This window comes from Methylobacter psychrophilus, from assembly GCF_025583945.1.
In the GTDB taxonomy this organism is placed as follows: Bacteria; Pseudomonadota; Gammaproteobacteria; order Methylococcales; family Methylomonadaceae; genus Methylobacter_C; species Methylobacter_C psychrophilus.
Map to the genome: position 1 here is coordinate 65,905 of NZ_JAOEGU010000015.1, position 16,554 is coordinate 82,458.

Genomic DNA, 16,554 nt, shown 5'->3' on the forward strand with positions numbered 1-16,554 from the left:
TAGGTATTAGCTTAAAGCCTTGCCGTTACTGACATTAAATAGGTGTAGGTATTCATATCAATAATTCCCTTTTGCTGCCCATACCGGTCTTATTATGGTTGCTCCTTGCTTGGCGTTTACCTTTGAAAAGCCTTGATCAATAAGCCAATTAGAAACTATTTCGTTTTTTTGGTGGGTATCTCGTTCGGCGGGGTCTGCATTGCCCCAAAATTTCTCGCTTGCTTGGCAAAGTATTTTTAATTGATCTGATTGATAAGCATTGTTACAAATTGGCTCTATATCGCTTTTGATAGATGGTTCGGCAATAACTAAAATATTTGTAGCGTTGGATGGGTTATTTATTGAAAAATAATATCCTTGTTCTATAGCTCCTAATGCGAAACAATTTTTTTCCCCAAATACTCTCATAAACTGACTGTCGGGGTGTTCGCATGGATATAGTGCAGTAATTCCGGCAAGGCTATTTGTATGTCTGTAAGTTATAGAGTCCTCTAAGGACAAACTAAATACGCCGATTGCGCAGCTTACTTTGGTAATTTCGAGAACACCCCAAATTCCAAGGTCAGGATCATCACAACGGTACCAGTTCCCGAAACCTTTAAAAAATACATTAATCAAAAAACACTCCGTTCAAGGTGTAAGCGTTCAGAAGGGAATAACCGGAAGTTGGGGAACGAGTCCAACTTGTAAGCCGCTAAGCCTATCCGGTCAAATTCAATTATAAACCAATATCAGGGATTTTATGTACCGCGTCTTTTCTTACGCTGTCGATAATATCGGCGTATATCTGGGTTGTTTTAACTTCACTATGCCCTAACAAGCGGCTAACCGTGTAAATGTCCACGCCATTACACAACAAGCTGACTGCAAAGGTATGTCGGGTGGCATGAAAAGTAACGTGTTTGGTGATACCGGCGGCCATTGTCCAGCGTAACAGTTCAGTATTTAAATAAGCCGAATACTTCAAGCATTGAAAAACACGCCCTTGTTGTTCTGCTGACTCTATCAGATTGTAGGCTTGAGGGGGAATATCCAGATATTGAAGGTTGCCGGTTTTCTTCTGATTAAAGGTGATTCTATGACCGCCATTAAGTTGACTGATCTCTGACCAATCCAGTTTATTAATATCTGACCATCGCAAACCTGTAAGGCAAGCAAACAGAAAAGCGCTTTTTAATACACTGTATCGGCAATCGGTTTTTACCAAAGCCCTCATATCATCAAGCGTTAAAAACACACGCTCGGAAGTAACCGGCTTAATACGGGATATTTCCTTTAGTGGGTTACGTTCAATAATGCCTTTATCATAAGCCGCGTTAATAACTGCCCTGATCTTGTTGAAATATACGGAAGCTGTCCCGCTACTGATAAGGTTGCCGCTTTTGGTTTTGGCTTTGGTATTGAGAAAATCTTTTACACCATTAATCCAATCAACGGTGACTTGCTCAAAATTTAGGGCTTCGTCTGGATGGTGGCGTTGGATTTGTACCAGACACGCCAACCAAACGGAATAGTTTCCGCTGCTCTCATTGGTTTTTTTGGTTTCCATGAGCTGCTTATAAAAGCTGTAAAAGTTTACGCTCACCTTATTGGTATCGGTAAAGCCATGCTGACCACTGGCGGCCTCGGCAATCCGTTTTGATTTGATATTATCAACTAATAACAAAGTTTCCTTGTTGTGCTGTTTTTCCAGTTTAGTACTGGGCTTGGGGTAAAGGTACAGGTCAAGCTGTTCACGCTTGCGATCTTGTATAATTTTTCCATCCTCTCCCTTTCGGCTTCCATAAAAATACACTAATCGTATGCTTTGCTTATCGCCTGCCTTATTTAGGCGCTTCTCAATAGCGATTTTCATATTATTTGTTCCCCTTTGTGCCCCGTAAAAAGTAATGGGGGCACTATAGGGGTAAGAAAAGGTAAAGTAAAGGCAAATATACGCAAACAAAAAAGGGGTTGTATCGCTACATCCCCTTATTTAATTGACTTTGTTTGGTTGTTGTTTTCGGTTGTTTTACTGCTTCACTTTCCTATACAGAAACTGGAAAATATTTTTCCCAATAAATCATCTGAGGTAACCGTTCCGGTAATTTCGGCAAGACTCATTTGCGCTTGCCTTAAATCTTCCGCGACCAATTCGCCTGCCTGGCTAACCTGTAACTGATTTAAAGCACTTTCGACAAATTCATAGCCTGTTCTTATGGCTTCTATGTGTCGTCTTCTGGCAATGAAAACGTTGTCTGTCGCTTCATTAAAACCAACACTTTGTTTGAGATGTTGTTTTAACAAATCCATGCCTTCCCCGGTTTTTATGGAAAGGTAACAACTATAGCCATCTTCTGTTTGTTGTATTTCAGGTGTCAGACCTAGCAAGTCTATTTTGTTGTAAACTTTGGTAATGTCGATATTTGGTGGCAGGGTTTTTAATAAATCTTCTGTTTCAGGTTCCCTTGCATCTATAAGCAGTAAAATCTTATCGGCTTTCAGAATTTCTTCGTGTGCCCTCCGTATGCCTTCTTTTTCTATAGAGTTATCACTTTCCCGTAAACCTGCGGTATCAATAATATGCAAAGGCATACCATCAAGCTGGATACGTTCTCTGAGTACGTCTCTGGTTGTTCCGGCAATATCAGTCACTATCGCCGCTTCATGCCCTGCAAGTGCATTAAGCAAGCTGGATTTTCCGGCGTTAGGTTTACCTGCCAAAACAACGGTCATACCATCGCGTAGCAAGCGCCCTTGTTGCGCTGTTTTTTGTATTTGCTGAATGCTTTGTAATAACCTGATTATGCGGTTTTCAACGACACCATCTGTTAAAAAGTCAATTTCTTCATCGACAAAATCAATAGCTGCTTCAACGTAGATGCGAAGTTCCGTTAACTCTGTAACCAGTTCATTGATTTGTGCCGAAAAAACACCTTGCATGGATTTTTGTGCAGAACGGACTGATTGTTCGGTACTGCTTTCAATTAAATCAGCAACCGCTTCGGCCTGCGCCAAGTCGAGTTTATTATTGAGAAATGCGCGTTCGGTAAATTCGCCAGGATTGGCTAATCGGGCACCCAAGGAAATTACTCGCCGTAACAGCATATCCAATACGACAGAACCGCCGTGTCCTTGCAATTCAAGTATGTCTTCCCCTGTATAAGAGGCAGGAGCAGGAAAGTAAAGGCTGATACCGGAATCAATAATGCCGCCGTCATTATCTATAAAAGATGTAAACAGGGCATGTCTGGGAATTAATGATTTATTAAGCAGTTGTTTGGTAATTTCAGTAACCAGGGTTCCTGAAATTCGAATAATACCAACACCACCATTCCCTGGCGGTGTTGCAATAGCTGCAATGGTATCTTGATACAAAAGCAAAGTTATCCTGCTTTTTCTATTTGCTTGGTGATATAGGTCTGTTGAATGATAGACAGGGTGTTATTAACAACCCAGTATAAAACCAAACCTGCCGGAAAAAACAGAAAGAAGACAGTAAAAACAATCGGGAACATCTTCATTACTTTAGCTTGAATGGGATCAATCGGTGCAGGATTCAAACTTTGCTGAATTTTCATGGTAATACCCATGATCAACGGCAAGATATAGAAAGGGTCCTGTATTGATAAATCCTGTATCCATAGCATAAAAGGTGCCTGACGAAACTCAACCGTTTCACTCAATACCCAATACAACGCCATAAATACGGGTATCTGTATCAGGATGGGCAAACAACCACCTAATGGATTAACTTTTTCTTTTTTATACAGCCCCATCATTTCAGTATTAAAACGCGGTCTGTCATCAGCAAAACGTTCTTGTAATTCTTTAAGACGTGGCTGAATCTTGCGCATTTTAGCCATTGACTTGAAACTGGCTTGTGATAATGGAAAGAACAATAGTTTAATACAGAATGTTACTCCCATAATAGCCAAGCCCCAGTTACCAATAACACTATGTATTTTGTTCAGTAACCAGTAAATGGGTTTACCAATAAAGGTTAAAACGCTGTAATCAACGGTAAGTTCAAGACCTGTGGCAATTTTTTCCATCATAGGCTGGATTTTCGGGCCAGCAAATAATTGCGAAACAAATTCAGCATCGGTATTGGCTTCAACAGTAACGGCTGGAGAATATGTGCCAATGACGTAACGTCCATCTTTTAATTCTTTGGTATAAAAATGATTCTCTTGCTCGGCAGGTGGAACCCAGGCAGAAGCAAAATAATGTTGAATCATTGCAGTCCAACCACCTTTACTGGTGATATCAAGCGTCTCATCTGCCATATCATCAAAACTTATTTTTTGATATTTGCTTTTATCGGTATAAATAACACCGCCATCATAAGCTCTCATACCGCCCGTGAGCATATTACCTTTATTTTCAGTATCCGGTGCTCTTAATAACTGAGTATATTGTCTACCGGACCAGGCTTTTCCTGAATTATTTTTAACTTTTTGATCCAGTGTTATCTCGTAGCTTCCACGTTTAACAGTAAATAATTTGGTAATAACCAGGCCATTGTTGTCAGTCCATGTTAATGGAACAGTCAAGCTGTCTTGGCCAGGTTGCAAGGTGTAACTATCTTGCTCATTGGTGAAAACTGTATAATGATTCGGTGCAGCCGCTAAACCACTGCCTGCTATTAAACCGCTTTGCGCAACAAATATTTTTTCTTCATTATTATTGAATAAACGCACCGGCGCAGTGTTTGTTACCGGGACTTCCATACCAACCATTGCACGCAAGTTATTAATGATCGGATTCGCTTTTTCTACCGGATAATTTAATAAATCCAGATTGGTGACTGTGCCACCTTGTACGTCAATTTCAAACGCAATAACATCGGTTTTAATTTTTACCGTTTTGGCGGCTGATGTTGCTGCTGAAACGGGAACAGAAACCGGATTTTGCAGGGCAGATCCTGTTTGTGATGAAGCATCTGCTGTCATTGGCAGATCTTCTTTAGCCTTGGTACCTTCCGGACTTACAATTGCAGCAACTTCGGGTTTTGGGCCATAGTCTTGCTCCCACGCCTGCCACAACATAAATACAAGCATTGCAAAAGTGACGACGAGTATAAATCTTATATTATCCATTCTTATTACCAAATTTTTCTGGAACGGGATCAATGCCACCTTGATGAAAAGGGTGGCATTTTAATAATCTTTTGAGAGTGAGATAGGAGCCAATAATAGCACCGTGGCGCTGAATTGCTTCTAAGGAATAACTTGAACAACTTGGATAAAAACGACAGTTAGAGCCAAGCAAAGGGCTAATAAAGTATTTATAAAACTTTATTATTGCCATCAGCATTAAGCGCATCGGGATACCAGTTTAAGCCAATGCTTTTGCAATGACTTTCTTAATAATTCCGGTGGAGCATCTACTGCTTCCCTGCGAGCCAGAACAACAATGTCTATATTTCCCAAGCTTTGCTGTTGTATTCTAAAGTTTTCCCTCACAGCGCGTTTAATCACGTTTCTGTGTACTGCCTTTCTTATATTTTTTTTAGCAATTGCCAAACCTAGCCGAGGATGATCAAGATCATTCTTTATGGCTAAAAGGGTAAAATAGGTATCGCTTGATTTTACAGGCTTGGCAAAAACTTTTTTATATTCAGCCGGGGTTTTTAACCGTAGCTGTGGGGGGAAACTAAAATTGTGCTCTGTCACCCAGTGTCAACTAAACCGTTAGTTGAGCACGGCCTTTTGCTCTACGAGCATTGATAACCCTACGGCCACCGACAGTTGCCATTCTTGCACGAAAGCCATGAGTTCTGGCACGTTTAATTTTACTGGGTTGGTATGTTCTTTTCATATTACTTAAAGCCTAATCAGATGAGTGTTAACAAAAACAGATAAAAAAGACTACGGATGATAAAATAATATGTATAGCCTGTCAATTCTGTAGTGCAATGTTTTATTACTGTATAGTGATTAAAAACAAATTCCTCCTCACTAACCCATACCAATACCTTACCTAATTCAATGAGCTCAATTTGGGATAACTGCCTTACTAAACTTGAAAATGAAATTGCCGGTTCTGATTTCAGTACATGGATACGGCCTTTGCAGGCCATAGAAAGTGATGGGCAAATAAAATTACTCGCTCCTAACCGGTTTGTTCTCGACTGGGTCAAGCAACATTATTTTGCCAAGATTGAAGAATCCATTCACGAATTTTCAAATGGAAAATTGGACTTGAATCTTGAAATTGGTTCAAAAAAATCGACAACACCCGCCGTAATAACCAGCGTAAAACCTGTTGAAATAAAAAAAACAAGTCCTAATTTCCTTAATAAAGCATTTACTTTTGATAATTTTGTTGAAGGTAAATCTAATCAATTGGCAAGAGCCGCTTCGCTTCAGGTTTCTGAAAATATAGGTAAAGCTTATAATCCTTTACTTATTTATGGTAGTTCCGGTTTAGGTAAAACACATCTGATGCATGCCATAGGTAATGCTGTTTTTCAAAAAAAACCCTCAGCAACTATTGTTTATCTGCATTCTGAAAAATTTGTTCAAGACATGGTCAGGGCATTACAGCAAAATTCCATTAACTCTTTTAAAGAATATTACCGTGGTATCGATGTACTTTTAATTGATGATATTCAATTTTTTGCAGGAAAAGAGCGCTCACAGGAAGAATTTTTTCATACCTTCAACACGCTGTTGGATAAGAAACACCAAATTGTTTTAACGTGTGATAAATATCCCAAAGAAATTATAGGTCTTGAAGATCGATTAAAATCAAGATTTGGTTGTGGGCTTCCTGTTTCAATTGAACCTCCCGACATGGAGACCAGGGCCGCTATTTTAATGAAAAAAGCCGCACAAGTTAATGTTGCACTACCTCAGGAAGTTGCTTTTTTTATTGCCAAAAAAATTCCTTTTAACGTCCGTGACCTTGAAGGTGCTTTAAGACGTGTGATAGCCAATGCACAATTTACCGGACGTGAAATCACTACTGAATTTACCAAGGAAGCCTTACATGATTTGATTTCTTTAAAAGACAAACTTGTCAACATGGACAATATTCAAAAAACAGTTGCTGAATATTTTAAAATTCGCGTTGCCGATTTATCATCAAAAAATAGAAAACAAACCGTTACCCGTCCACGACAAATGGCCATGTGTTTGGCGAGAGAATTAACCTCACACAGCTTTCCAGAGATTGGTGATGCATTTGGTGGCCGCGATCACACAACCGTCATGAATGCCTGTAAAAAAATTAATGAGCTCAAAGAGTCTGACCATAAAATTGCCGAAGATTACTCGAATCTTCTAAGAACGCTGTCACATTAAATGTCTGTTAAGTCAAAATTACTTCAAATATTGCGCAATGTATTGTGGATAACTTTGGGGATAAATACCTTATTACTGAGGATAATATTGTGGATAAAAATAAACGTTATTAATCCTGATTTTTTAAACAGTAGTTATCCACAGCGTGACAACAGTTTAGTTAAATAAATAACCTACTGATTAAATTAATAAATAATGACTTTTCCCCAGTTTTTTATGCACTAATAGTAATAAATAAGATTAAGTAATACTATATTATTAATTGAAAATTATACAGATTTTGAAAGCACCCACATTGTGTACAAAACGGATTTCAACTTTAAAAAAATAGATGTTATTAACACGGATAACTAATAAATTTACTTTCGAGAAATATCAAGAATAGTTATTTAAAATTTCTCTGTAAAAATCGGAGTTGTCATTCCAGCAAGTTAAGAGTGTTGGCACTATTTTTTTGATACAGAATTCAAAACAATAACTTTCGCTATCGATTAGTATTCTGGTTTACATAGGCAGCAGTCCATGTGGATAACTTTGGGGATAAATACCTTATTACTGAGGACAATATTGTGCATAAAAATGACTATTAAAAAACACGTCTTATTTAAACACTAGTTATACACAAGCCGATAACAACCTAATAAAATAAATATGTTATTGATAAGCATAGTAAATAACTAGTTATCCACAGATTTTTACGTTACTAATAGTAATAAATAAGATTAAGTAATATTATATTATTAATTACAAAAATAATATCATTTGAAAATATGAGCCTGCACAGAAAAATAATCATTTTAAGCAGGTTAGTTTTAAGACACTGATTTACCAATTACCGTTAAATATTTGTTATACATGTGGATAATGCTGTGGATAAATCTATCAGTCTTGTGAGTAATCCTGTGTATAAAGTATTTACATGGATAATTTTTTATAGTTAAACACTAGTTATCCACAAAGTTATTAAATAATAACTTATTGAATAATAAATTAAAAATAGTGTTATCCACAGATTTATTAAGCCAATCAAATAGTAAAAATATATGAAATTTATCATTAATCGAGAAGAAATCTTAACGCCTTTGCAACAAATAGTAAGTGTCATAGAAAAAAGACAAACGATGCCTATTCTTTCGAATGTATTGATTGTTATTGAGGATGATCAATTAATTTTAACGGGCACGGATCTGGAAATTCAGATTATCGCTAAAATTGATATTAAATTGGCAACACCTGGTTCTATTACGGTACCAGCCAGAAAATTTTTGGATATCTGCAGACTTTTACCAAATGGTGCAGAAATTAAATTTGAACAGCATGACGATAAAGTAAAGATATTATCTAATAGGAGCCGGTTTTCTTTAAGTTGTTTGCCTGCTGATAATTATCCTGAATTCTCTGAATCCGAACTAGAGAATCACTTTTTTATTAATGCCGGTAAATTAAAAAAAGCACTCGATAAAACTGTATTTTGTATGGCAAATCAGGATGTTCGTTATTACTTGAATGGTTTATTACTGAATATATCCAATAGTAAAATTAAACTGGTAGCATCTGATGGCCATCGTTTATCTATTTATGAAGATTCTTTAGACCAAGGTACTGGTTATGAAGCCCGTATTATTTTTCCCAGAAAAGCTGTTTTAGAACTCAGTCGATTACTTGATGATGCTGATGCGGAATTAAAAATTGAATTTTCCAGCAATAATATTAGAATTTTTATTAAAAATTTAATTTTTTCAGCAAAATTAGTGGATTCAAAATATCCCGATTTTGGCAAAGTTTTTCAGCAGGAATTTTTTAATCCCATTCATATTCAAAAATTAGTACTAAAAGATGCGTTAACCCGTGTTGCTATTTTGTCTAATGAGAAATTTAAAGGGGTTACTCTGGACATCACTCCTGATAGCTTAAGAATCAGTACACACAATCCAGAACATGATGAAGCAGAAGAAGAGTTAATTATCGAATATGCCGGTGAGCCACTATCAATAGCTTTTAATGCTCAATACTTACTGGATGCCGTTGCAAATCTGGATTCTGAACTTGCCGTATTAACGATCGCCAGTAATTCCAGTAGCTGTTTTATTGATGAACCTACTGAATGTGTTTATAAATTTATCGTCATGCCCATGAGACTTTAAGATTTACTGTAATGACATTAATTAAATTGGATATTTATGCCGTCAGAAATATCCAAAAAGAGACTATCAATCCGGCACCGACAATTAATTTTATTGTTGGAGAAAATGCCAGTGGAAAAAGTGCATTTATTGAAGCGATATTTATTTTAGGACGCGCTAAATCTTTTCGCTCTGCCTCTATCAAATCTGTTATTAATTTTGCACAAGATCATTTGATTGTGTCAGCCCAAACATTGCAAGACAATGGCAGTACACTGCATTTAGGTATTCAGCTGGATACTAAAAATTTTTGTTATCGTATTAATCAAGAAACAACACAAAAAAGATCAGATCTCGCTTATGCTTTGCCGTTGCAAATTATCCATCCTAAAAGTTATGAGCTACTTGATGCAGGGCCACAGTTAAGAAGAGAGTTTTTAGATTGGGGAGTTTTCAATGATGATGCCGATTTTTTATCTGCTTGGCGAAATTTTAAAAAAGTGTTGGTTCAACGAAATTCTTTGTTAAAAACCCGGCGACCTGAACATATTAATGTTTGGGATAAAGAACTGGTTTATTACGGTACAATAGTCAATACCTACCGGCAATGCTATGTGCAAAAACTGTTGCCTGTGTTCACTGATATCATCAACAAGTTTCTTGATATTGATGATTTAGAAATAAAGCTTATATCAGGTTGGGATACCTCTACCGAATTTCAGCAAATTTTGGTTGATGACCTGGATAAAGATCTTCGCTATGGATTTACGCATAGTGGTCCACATCGTGGTGATTTTCAATTACTGGTTGGTAGCCGGTTAGCGAAGGATTTTGTTTCACGAGGTCAACTAAAGTTATTAGTAATGAGTTTAAAACTGGCCCAGGTACAATTACTGACTAATGAACACAGTAATATGGGGTGTTTTCTGATTGATGATTTTGCAGCAGAACTTGATGTTACCAACCGTGCGAAATTATTACACTATTTATCAAAAATGGGTTGTCAGGTATTTATAACAGCAACTGAAATAGCTGACTTTGGCGATTTAAGTCAAATACAAAATTACAAAATGTTCCACGTGGAACATGGAAATATAAAGCAAGTGTAATGTTCCACGTGGAACATTCACAACAACAGGAAAAGCAGGAGAGTCATGAGTAACAATAACGATCACTACGATAGTTCTAATATTCAAGTTTTAAAAGGTCTGGATGCCGTAAGAAAACGGCCGGGTATGTATATTGGCGATACTGATGATGGCTCCGGTTTGCACCATATGGTTTTTGAAGTTGTTGATAACTCCATTGATGAGGCACTGGCCGGTTACTGTAAAGAAGTTAAGGTAATTATCCATAGTAATGGATCGGTTTCTGTTTCTGATGATGGTCGAGGCATTCCTGTTGATATTCATAAGGAAGAAGGACGGTCAGCCGCAGAAGTTATTATGACCATTCTGCACGCAGGCGGTAAATTTGATGATAATGCTTATAAGGTATCTGGCGGTTTACACGGTGTAGGTGTTTCTGTAGTTAATGCCTTGTCTGAAGAGTTAAATCTGGAAGTACGAAAAAATGGTCAGCTTTATAAGCAACAGTATCGTATGGGAAATCCGGTAGCGCCATTGGCAGCATTCGGTCCTACTGAAGGCTCTGGCACCTTGATTAATTTTAAACCCAGTACTGAAACATTTACAGACGTTGAATTTCATTACGATATTTTAGCGAAAAGGTTAAGAGAATTATCATTTTTAAATTCAGGTGTACGCATCAGTTTGCACGATGAACGCACTGATAGAAGTGATGTTTTTGAATTTGAAGGTGGTATAGCGGCTTTTGTTGTGCATCTTAATAAAAACAAAACACCATTATTTCCTGAAGTCTTTTATTTTATTGCTGAAAAAGAAGGCGTGACGGTAGAAGTTGCCATGCAATGGAACGATTCTTATCAGGAAAATGTATTCTGCTATACCAATAATATTCCACAACGTGATGGTGGAAGTCATTTGGCCGGATTCAGAGGCGCATTAACACGGACTATCAATCAATATATTGAATCCAGTGGTTTGGCTAAAAAAGAAAAAGTACAAACAACCGGTGATGATGCCAGAGAAGGTTTAACGGCAGTGCTTTCAGTTAAAGTACCCGATCCCAAATTTTCATCACAAACAAAAGATAAACTGGTTTCATCAGAGGTTAAGCCACTGGTTGAATCAACAATGAATGAAAAGCTGCAGGAATTTCTACTGGAAAAACCACAAATAGCTAAAACGATTGTTGGTAAAATTGTCGATGCAGCCCGTGCCAGAGAAGCTGCACGTAAGGCACGTGAAATGACACGTCGTAAAACCACGTTGGATATTGCCGGTTTGCCGGGAAAATTGGCTGATTGTCAGGAGAAAGATCCTGCGTTATCTGAATTATTTTTGGTCGAAGGAGATTCTGCGGGTGGTTCAGCGAAACAGGGTAGAGATCGTCGTACTCAAGCTATCCTGCCTTTAAAAGGCAAGATTTTAAATGTTGAGAAAGCGCGTTTCGATAAAATGATTTCTTCAGAAGAAGTCGGTACCTTAATAACAGCATTGGGATGTGGAATAGGTAAAGACGAATACAATCTGGCCAAGTTACGTTATCACCGCATCATTATCATGACTGATGCGGATGTTGATGGATCACATATCAGGACATTATTGTTGACGTTTTTTTATCGACAATTGCCGGAAATAGTCGAAAAGGGCTATATCTACATTGCTCAGCCACCGTTATATAAAGTTAAAAAAGGTAAACAAGAACATTACGTTAAGGATGATGTTCAATTAAATGAATACCTGATTCAGTTAGCACTCGATAAAGCCCAGCTTTTTACTGATGAAACAACGCCGCCTATTCAGGGTCAGGGTTTGGAAAAGCTTGCCAAAGAATTTACCGGAGTAGAAAGTGTCGTCAATCGGTTATCCAGACGTTACGATGCTGTTTTTCTGGAACAATTTTCTTATATGGAAGTGATTACCGATGATATTAAACAAGATCAGCAAAAACTCATCTCTTGGTTTGCCAGAATGGAACAACAACTGAGGGATTGTGAAAGTAAAGCTGTGTTTACGATAGAACTCAATTACAGAGCGAGCAATGATTTTTCCGCTGTGGTTAACAAGAAACTGCACGGCATCACTAAAACCTTTGTTTTGCCATCAACTTTTTTTAACGGCAAAGATTACCAAAAAATTGCCCAGTACGCGACTGATACGGCGGGCATGTTTAATGAGGCCTCATACATGCAAATGGGGGAAAGACAACAGCCAGTCAGCACCTTTAAACAAGCTTTTGAATGGATGATGAAGGAAATTAAAAAAGGCCAGCATATACAGCGTTATAAAGGCTTGGGTGAAATGAATCCTGAACAATTATGGGAAACTACTCTGGATTCCAATAATCGTAGATTGCTACAAGTCAGAATTGAAGACGTGATTGCCGCTGATGAGATTTTTACTACCCTGATGGGTGATGTTGTAGAACCTCGACGTGATTTTATTGTTAAAAATGCTCTTGATGTCACTAATTTAGACGTTTAAATCAAGGCGAACTATAAAAAATAAGTCTCTCGTTGAAACCGGGACAACTTGGCGGGATTAACCGTAGATTGCTCCTGCTTAAGTTGGTTACACTGCCTTAATTGATTTCTGTAGGAGCGGGCCATGCCCGCGATACAATGATACAGCAGTTTCAATATCAGTTAATTATGCGGTGGAGTGTAAACCTAGGTTTGCACTCCACCGCATAAATTTAATGTCATTAACCTAATTTGAAAGCACTGTAACAATTATAAGTGGTGGCACACATCCTTTGTGGGCATGCTCAGCTATTACAAAGCTTAACTTAATGCTCGTGAACTAATGCGAACGATACCATGGTGTCGGAATAATTAGAATTTTTTACTCTTTTCAGGAATGATATATGCTGAGCTATCCTCAAATTGACCCCGTTGCACTAAGCTTGGGACCTGTAAAAGTTCATTGGTATGGGCTTATGTATGTAATAGGTTTTGCTGCTGTCTGGTTTTTAGGTCAAAAACGTGCAGAATCTCCTTGGTCACCCATTAAACCGGAAGCTATAGAAGATCTGGTCACATATGGTGCTGTAGGTGTAATTTTGGGCGGCAGAATAGGCTATATTCTGTTTTATAATTTTAGTGAATTTTTAAATAACCCCATCATTCTGTTCAAAATATGGCAAGGTGGCATGTCCTTTCATGGAGGGATGTTAGGGGTTTTTATTGCGATGTGGTTTTTTGCAAAAAAACAGCACTGTACCCTGTTTCAGTTAACCGACATTATCGCACCGTTGGCACCGATAGGCTTAGGCGCAGGGCGTATTGGTAACTTTATCAATTCCGAGTTGTGGGGTAGAACGACTGATGTGCCTTGGGCCATGGTATTTCCTAATGGCGGACCGCTCGCCCGTCATCCCTCGCAACTTTATGAAGCCTTTTTAGAAGGGTTTGTGTTGTTTGTTGTACTCTGGTTGTATTCAAGTAAACCCAGACCGGTTATGGCAACTACCGGTATGGCAGTGCTTTTTTATGGCTGCTTCCGGTTTTTTGTTGAATTTTTCAGAATGCCGGATGCACATTTGGGGTTTCTCGTTTTAAACTGGGTGACCATGGGCCAAATATTATCAGCCCCCATGATTATTATTGGTGCTGCGTTGGTTTATTTTGCTTATAAAAAAAAATAAATTAATAAGTACGGTTCTGAGTTATCAAAACCATTTCATATTTAAAGCCGGCTAACTGATTACTTTAGTATTTTATTGATTATGAATAACTTTGGAATCCCTTTTAAAATCCGATGAACGAAAATACACATGCAGCAATATTTGGAATTACTCGATAAAATACGTACCGAAGGAGTTTTGAAAGGCGATAGAACCGGTAGTGGTACCTTGTCTATTTTTGGACATCAGATGCGTTTTGACTTGGCTAAAGGTTTTCCTTTGGTTACGACAAAGAAAATCCATTTAAAATCAATAGCTTATGAGTTACTGTGGTTTTTAAAAGGTGAAACTAACCTTGGTTTTTTGCATGAGCATCAGGTCAATATCTGGAATGAATGGGCTAATGAAAAAGGCGATTTAGGTCCGGTGTACGGACATCAATGGCGTTCATGGCCTACCCCTGATGGTCGGCATATTGATCAGATTCAGCAAATCGTCGAACAACTGAAAAAAAATCCAAATAGTCGGCGAATGATTGTTTCAGCGTGGAATGTGGCCGATTTACCGGATGAAAATATCAGTCCACAACAGAATGTAGCACTGGGTAAAATGGCCTTGGCACCCTGTCATGCGTTTTTTCAGTTCTATGTGGCTGACGGCAAGCTGTCTTGTCAGCTCTACCAGCGCAGCTGCGACACATTTTTGGGTTTACCGTTCAATATAGCCAGTTATGCATTGTTGACGCATATGGTGGCCCAGCAAAGCGAATTGGCACTGGGGGATTTTGTCTGGACCGGTGGGGATGTACATTTGTATCTAAATCATTTGGAACAGACCAAACTGCAATTAACCCGCAAAGCTTATCCACTGCCAACATTAACCATAAATCGCAGACCGGAATCACTATTTAATTACCGGTATGAAGATTTTGAAATCGAAAATTATCAGGCGCATGAACATATCAAGGCACCTATTTCTGTTTAATTAAATTAAAAGAGTCACCAAAAAATGAATGCACAACACAAAGCACATCCCTGGCACGGAATTAATCCTGGAGAGCATGCACCAATTGTCGTTACCGCCTTTATCGAAATTGTTCCATCCGATACAGTCAAGTATGAAATCGATAAAGAAAGTGGCTATCTTAAAATAGACAGGCCGCAAAAATTTTCCAATATGATTCCCACGCTTTATGGGTTTATTCCGCAAACTTATTGTGCTGAAAAAATTGCCGAATATGCTTCGTTGAAATCAGGAAAAGAAGTCGCTAAGGGCGATGGTGACCCTTTGGATATTTGTGTTTTGAGTGAGCGTAGCGTAACGCATGGTGATATTTTATTACAGGCTATTCCGATCGGGGGCTTTCGTTTACTGGATGGCGGTGAAGCCGATGATAAAATTATCGCTGTGATGAAAGGTGATGAATTTTATCGGCAATGGAATGATGTGTCGGATTGCCCGGAATCTTATATAAATCGTCTTAAGCATTATTTTTTGACTTATAAACATCTTCCCAGCGAAAAGAACATTTGCGAAATAACCAATGTTTATGGACGTGAAGAAGCCCATGAAGTTATTAGATGCGCCATGGCCGATTATCAAAAGCACTTTGGCGGCTAGAAAAATTTTATTAATAGCAATAACGTAACTTCTCGTTGCCTATAGACTATTAATAATTTGATATTCACCGCGAAGACACGAAGAATAGAAAGTTTTCTTTCTTAATGTTTTCGTAGTGTTAGCTGCTCAAAGCATCACGGCTAAAATTTCCAAGTACACGATAAGCTTAGGCTTAAGATTCATTGTTTGAAGTATCTGAAGTAGTTCTGAAAGCTTGTTTTTTTACTTTACTGATAGTTTTTTATTTGACTTATTGTTTTTTTAAATATTCTATAGCCATAAACAGTGCTGCAATTGAGCGTGCTTCAGTACATTTTCCGGTAGCTAACAAGGCATTGATATTGTTTATTTTCCAGGGAATAACTTCCAGTTCTTCGGGTTCATCGCCCAGTAATTTTTCGGCATATAAGTCTTGGGCAATCACAATCTCTGTCGTATGCTCCAGATAGGAAGGCGCCAGGGAAAAGGAACTTAAGTGATGGAGTTTTCTGGCACCAAAGCCTACTTCCTCTTTAAGTTCCCTGTTGGCAGCTTCCAGAAAGGATTCCCCTTCATCGGTTTTACCTTTGGGCAAGCCCACTTCATAACGGTGTACACCGGCAGAATATTCTCTAATCAATAACACGGTTTCACTGTCCAGCATTGGCACTATGAGTACTGCACCACCCGGCCTGCCGCGAGCCAAGCGCTCGTAGTTGCGCAGTTCACCATTGCTAAACTTTATATCCAGTGATTCAATGCGGAATAAACGGCTTTTGGCGATAGTGGTTTTGTTAAGGATGGTTGGTTTTTCAGACATTGTGCTAAATTAA

Annotated in this window: 15 protein-coding genes; 7 read left to right on the forward strand and 8 right to left on the reverse strand. The window is 38.2% G+C overall.

Features of this window, described 5'->3' with window-relative positions; all coding sequences use genetic code 11:
- Positions 1 to 57 precede the first annotated feature (57 nt).
- The 7 genes from N7974_RS09520 to rpmH form a co-directional block, all read right to left on the reverse strand.
- A complete protein-coding gene (locus N7974_RS09520; protein WP_262965390.1) occupies positions 58 to 618 on the reverse strand; it encodes a hypothetical protein in 561 nt (186 codons plus the stop codon).
- A 100-nt stretch (positions 619 to 718) separates the two neighbouring features.
- The gene (locus N7974_RS09525) at positions 719 to 1,855 is read right to left on the reverse strand and encodes a site-specific integrase (RefSeq protein ID WP_262965391.1); all 1,137 of its coding nucleotides are present in this window, start codon (positions 1,853 to 1,855) and stop codon (positions 719 to 721) included.
- A gap of 164 nt (positions 1,856 to 2,019) precedes the next feature.
- Entirely contained in the window at positions 2,020 to 3,363 is a 1,344-nt protein-coding gene (gene mnmE / locus N7974_RS09530; protein ID WP_262965392.1) for a tRNA uridine-5-carboxymethylaminomethyl(34) synthesis GTPase MnmE, read from the reverse strand.
- A 2-nt stretch (positions 3,364 to 3,365) separates the two neighbouring features.
- Positions 3,366 to 5,081 (reverse strand): membrane protein insertase YidC, encoded by a 1,716-nt coding sequence (yidC, locus tag N7974_RS09535; protein ID WP_262965393.1) that lies wholly within the window; start codon positions 5,079 to 5,081, stop codon positions 3,366 to 3,368.
- On the reverse strand, positions 5,074 to 5,307 hold the full coding sequence (gene yidD, locus N7974_RS09540) for a membrane protein insertion efficiency factor YidD (protein WP_243220499.1): 234 nt from the start codon (positions 5,305 to 5,307) through the stop codon (positions 5,074 to 5,076). The genes yidC and yidD overlap by 8 nt, the downstream gene beginning before the upstream one ends.
- Complete coding sequence (rnpA, locus tag N7974_RS09545) at positions 5,298 to 5,657, reverse strand: ribonuclease P protein component (RefSeq protein WP_243220498.1); 360 nt, start codon at positions 5,655 to 5,657, stop codon at positions 5,298 to 5,300. The genes yidD and rnpA overlap by 10 nt, the downstream gene beginning before the upstream one ends.
- 10 nt (positions 5,658 to 5,667) lie before the next feature.
- A complete protein-coding gene (rpmH, locus tag N7974_RS09550; RefSeq protein WP_243220497.1) occupies positions 5,668 to 5,802 on the reverse strand; it encodes a 50S ribosomal protein L34 in 135 nt (44 codons plus the stop codon).
- A gap of 170 nt (positions 5,803 to 5,972) precedes the next feature.
- Between rpmH and dnaA the strand changes: the two genes are divergently transcribed.
- From dnaA to N7974_RS09585, 7 genes are all read left to right on the forward strand, one after another.
- Positions 5,973 to 7,289: a chromosomal replication initiator protein DnaA gene (gene dnaA / locus N7974_RS09555; RefSeq protein ID WP_262965394.1), complete on the forward strand. Its 1,317-nt coding sequence runs from the start codon at positions 5,973 to 5,975 to the stop codon at positions 7,287 to 7,289.
- A 1,043-nt stretch (positions 7,290 to 8,332) separates the two neighbouring features.
- Positions 8,333 to 9,433, forward strand: coding sequence for a DNA polymerase III subunit beta (gene dnaN / locus N7974_RS09560; RefSeq protein ID WP_243220495.1), 1,101 nt, complete (start codon positions 8,333 to 8,335; stop codon positions 9,431 to 9,433).
- A gap of 11 nt (positions 9,434 to 9,444) precedes the next feature.
- Positions 9,445 to 10,521, forward strand: coding sequence for a DNA replication/repair protein RecF (gene recF, locus N7974_RS09565; protein WP_262965395.1), 1,077 nt, complete (start codon positions 9,445 to 9,447; stop codon positions 10,519 to 10,521).
- Positions 10,522 to 10,566: 45 nt separating this feature from the next.
- Positions 10,567 to 12,981, forward strand: coding sequence for a DNA topoisomerase (ATP-hydrolyzing) subunit B (gene gyrB, locus N7974_RS09570; protein WP_262965396.1), 2,415 nt, complete (start codon positions 10,567 to 10,569; stop codon positions 12,979 to 12,981).
- A 382-nt stretch (positions 12,982 to 13,363) separates the two neighbouring features.
- Entirely contained in the window at positions 13,364 to 14,143 is a 780-nt protein-coding gene (lgt, locus tag N7974_RS09575) for a prolipoprotein diacylglyceryl transferase (protein ID WP_243220492.1), read from the forward strand.
- A 129-nt stretch (positions 14,144 to 14,272) separates the two neighbouring features.
- Positions 14,273 to 15,106, forward strand: coding sequence for a thymidylate synthase (gene thyA / locus N7974_RS09580; RefSeq protein ID WP_262965397.1), 834 nt, complete (start codon positions 14,273 to 14,275; stop codon positions 15,104 to 15,106).
- Positions 15,107 to 15,130: 24 nt separating this feature from the next.
- Positions 15,131 to 15,742 (forward strand): inorganic pyrophosphatase, encoded by a 612-nt coding sequence (locus N7974_RS09585; RefSeq protein ID WP_262965398.1) that lies wholly within the window; start codon positions 15,131 to 15,133, stop codon positions 15,740 to 15,742.
- Positions 15,743 to 15,992: 250 nt separating this feature from the next.
- Here the strand turns inward: N7974_RS09585 and nudE are convergent, their stop codons facing one another.
- The gene (nudE, locus tag N7974_RS09590) at positions 15,993 to 16,541 is read right to left on the reverse strand and encodes an ADP compounds hydrolase NudE (protein WP_262965399.1); all 549 of its coding nucleotides are present in this window, start codon (positions 16,539 to 16,541) and stop codon (positions 15,993 to 15,995) included.
- Between the last annotated feature and the right edge of the window lie 13 nt (positions 16,542 to 16,554).

Coding starts and splice junctions, on each gene's coding strand:
- nudE (WP_262965399.1), bottom strand. CDS start 16,541: ATGTCTGAAAAACCAACCATCCTTAACAAAACCACTATCGCCAAAAGC.
- gyrB (WP_262965396.1), top strand. CDS start 10,567: ATGAGTAACAATAACGATCACTACGATAGTTCTAATATTCAAGTTTTA.
- dnaN (WP_243220495.1), top strand. CDS start 8,333: ATGAAATTTATCATTAATCGAGAAGAAATCTTAACGCCTTTGCAACAA.
- yidC (WP_262965393.1), bottom strand. CDS start 5,081: ATGGATAATATAAGATTTATACTCGTCGTCACTTTTGCAATGCTTGTA.
- rpmH (WP_243220497.1), bottom strand. CDS start 5,802: ATGAAAAGAACATACCAACCCAGTAAAATTAAACGTGCCAGAACTCAT.
- lgt (WP_243220492.1), top strand. CDS start 13,364: ATGCTGAGCTATCCTCAAATTGACCCCGTTGCACTAAGCTTGGGACCT.
- N7974_RS09525 (WP_262965391.1), bottom strand. CDS start 1,855: ATGAAAATCGCTATTGAGAAGCGCCTAAATAAGGCAGGCGATAAGCAA.
- thyA (WP_262965397.1), top strand. CDS start 14,273: ATGCAGCAATATTTGGAATTACTCGATAAAATACGTACCGAAGGAGTT.
- yidD (WP_243220499.1), bottom strand. CDS start 5,307: ATGCGCTTAATGCTGATGGCAATAATAAAGTTTTATAAATACTTTATT.
- N7974_RS09585 (WP_262965398.1), top strand. CDS start 15,131: ATGAATGCACAACACAAAGCACATCCCTGGCACGGAATTAATCCTGGA.
- dnaA (WP_262965394.1), top strand. CDS start 5,973: ATGAGCTCAATTTGGGATAACTGCCTTACTAAACTTGAAAATGAAATT.
- recF (WP_262965395.1), top strand. CDS start 9,445: ATGACATTAATTAAATTGGATATTTATGCCGTCAGAAATATCCAAAAA.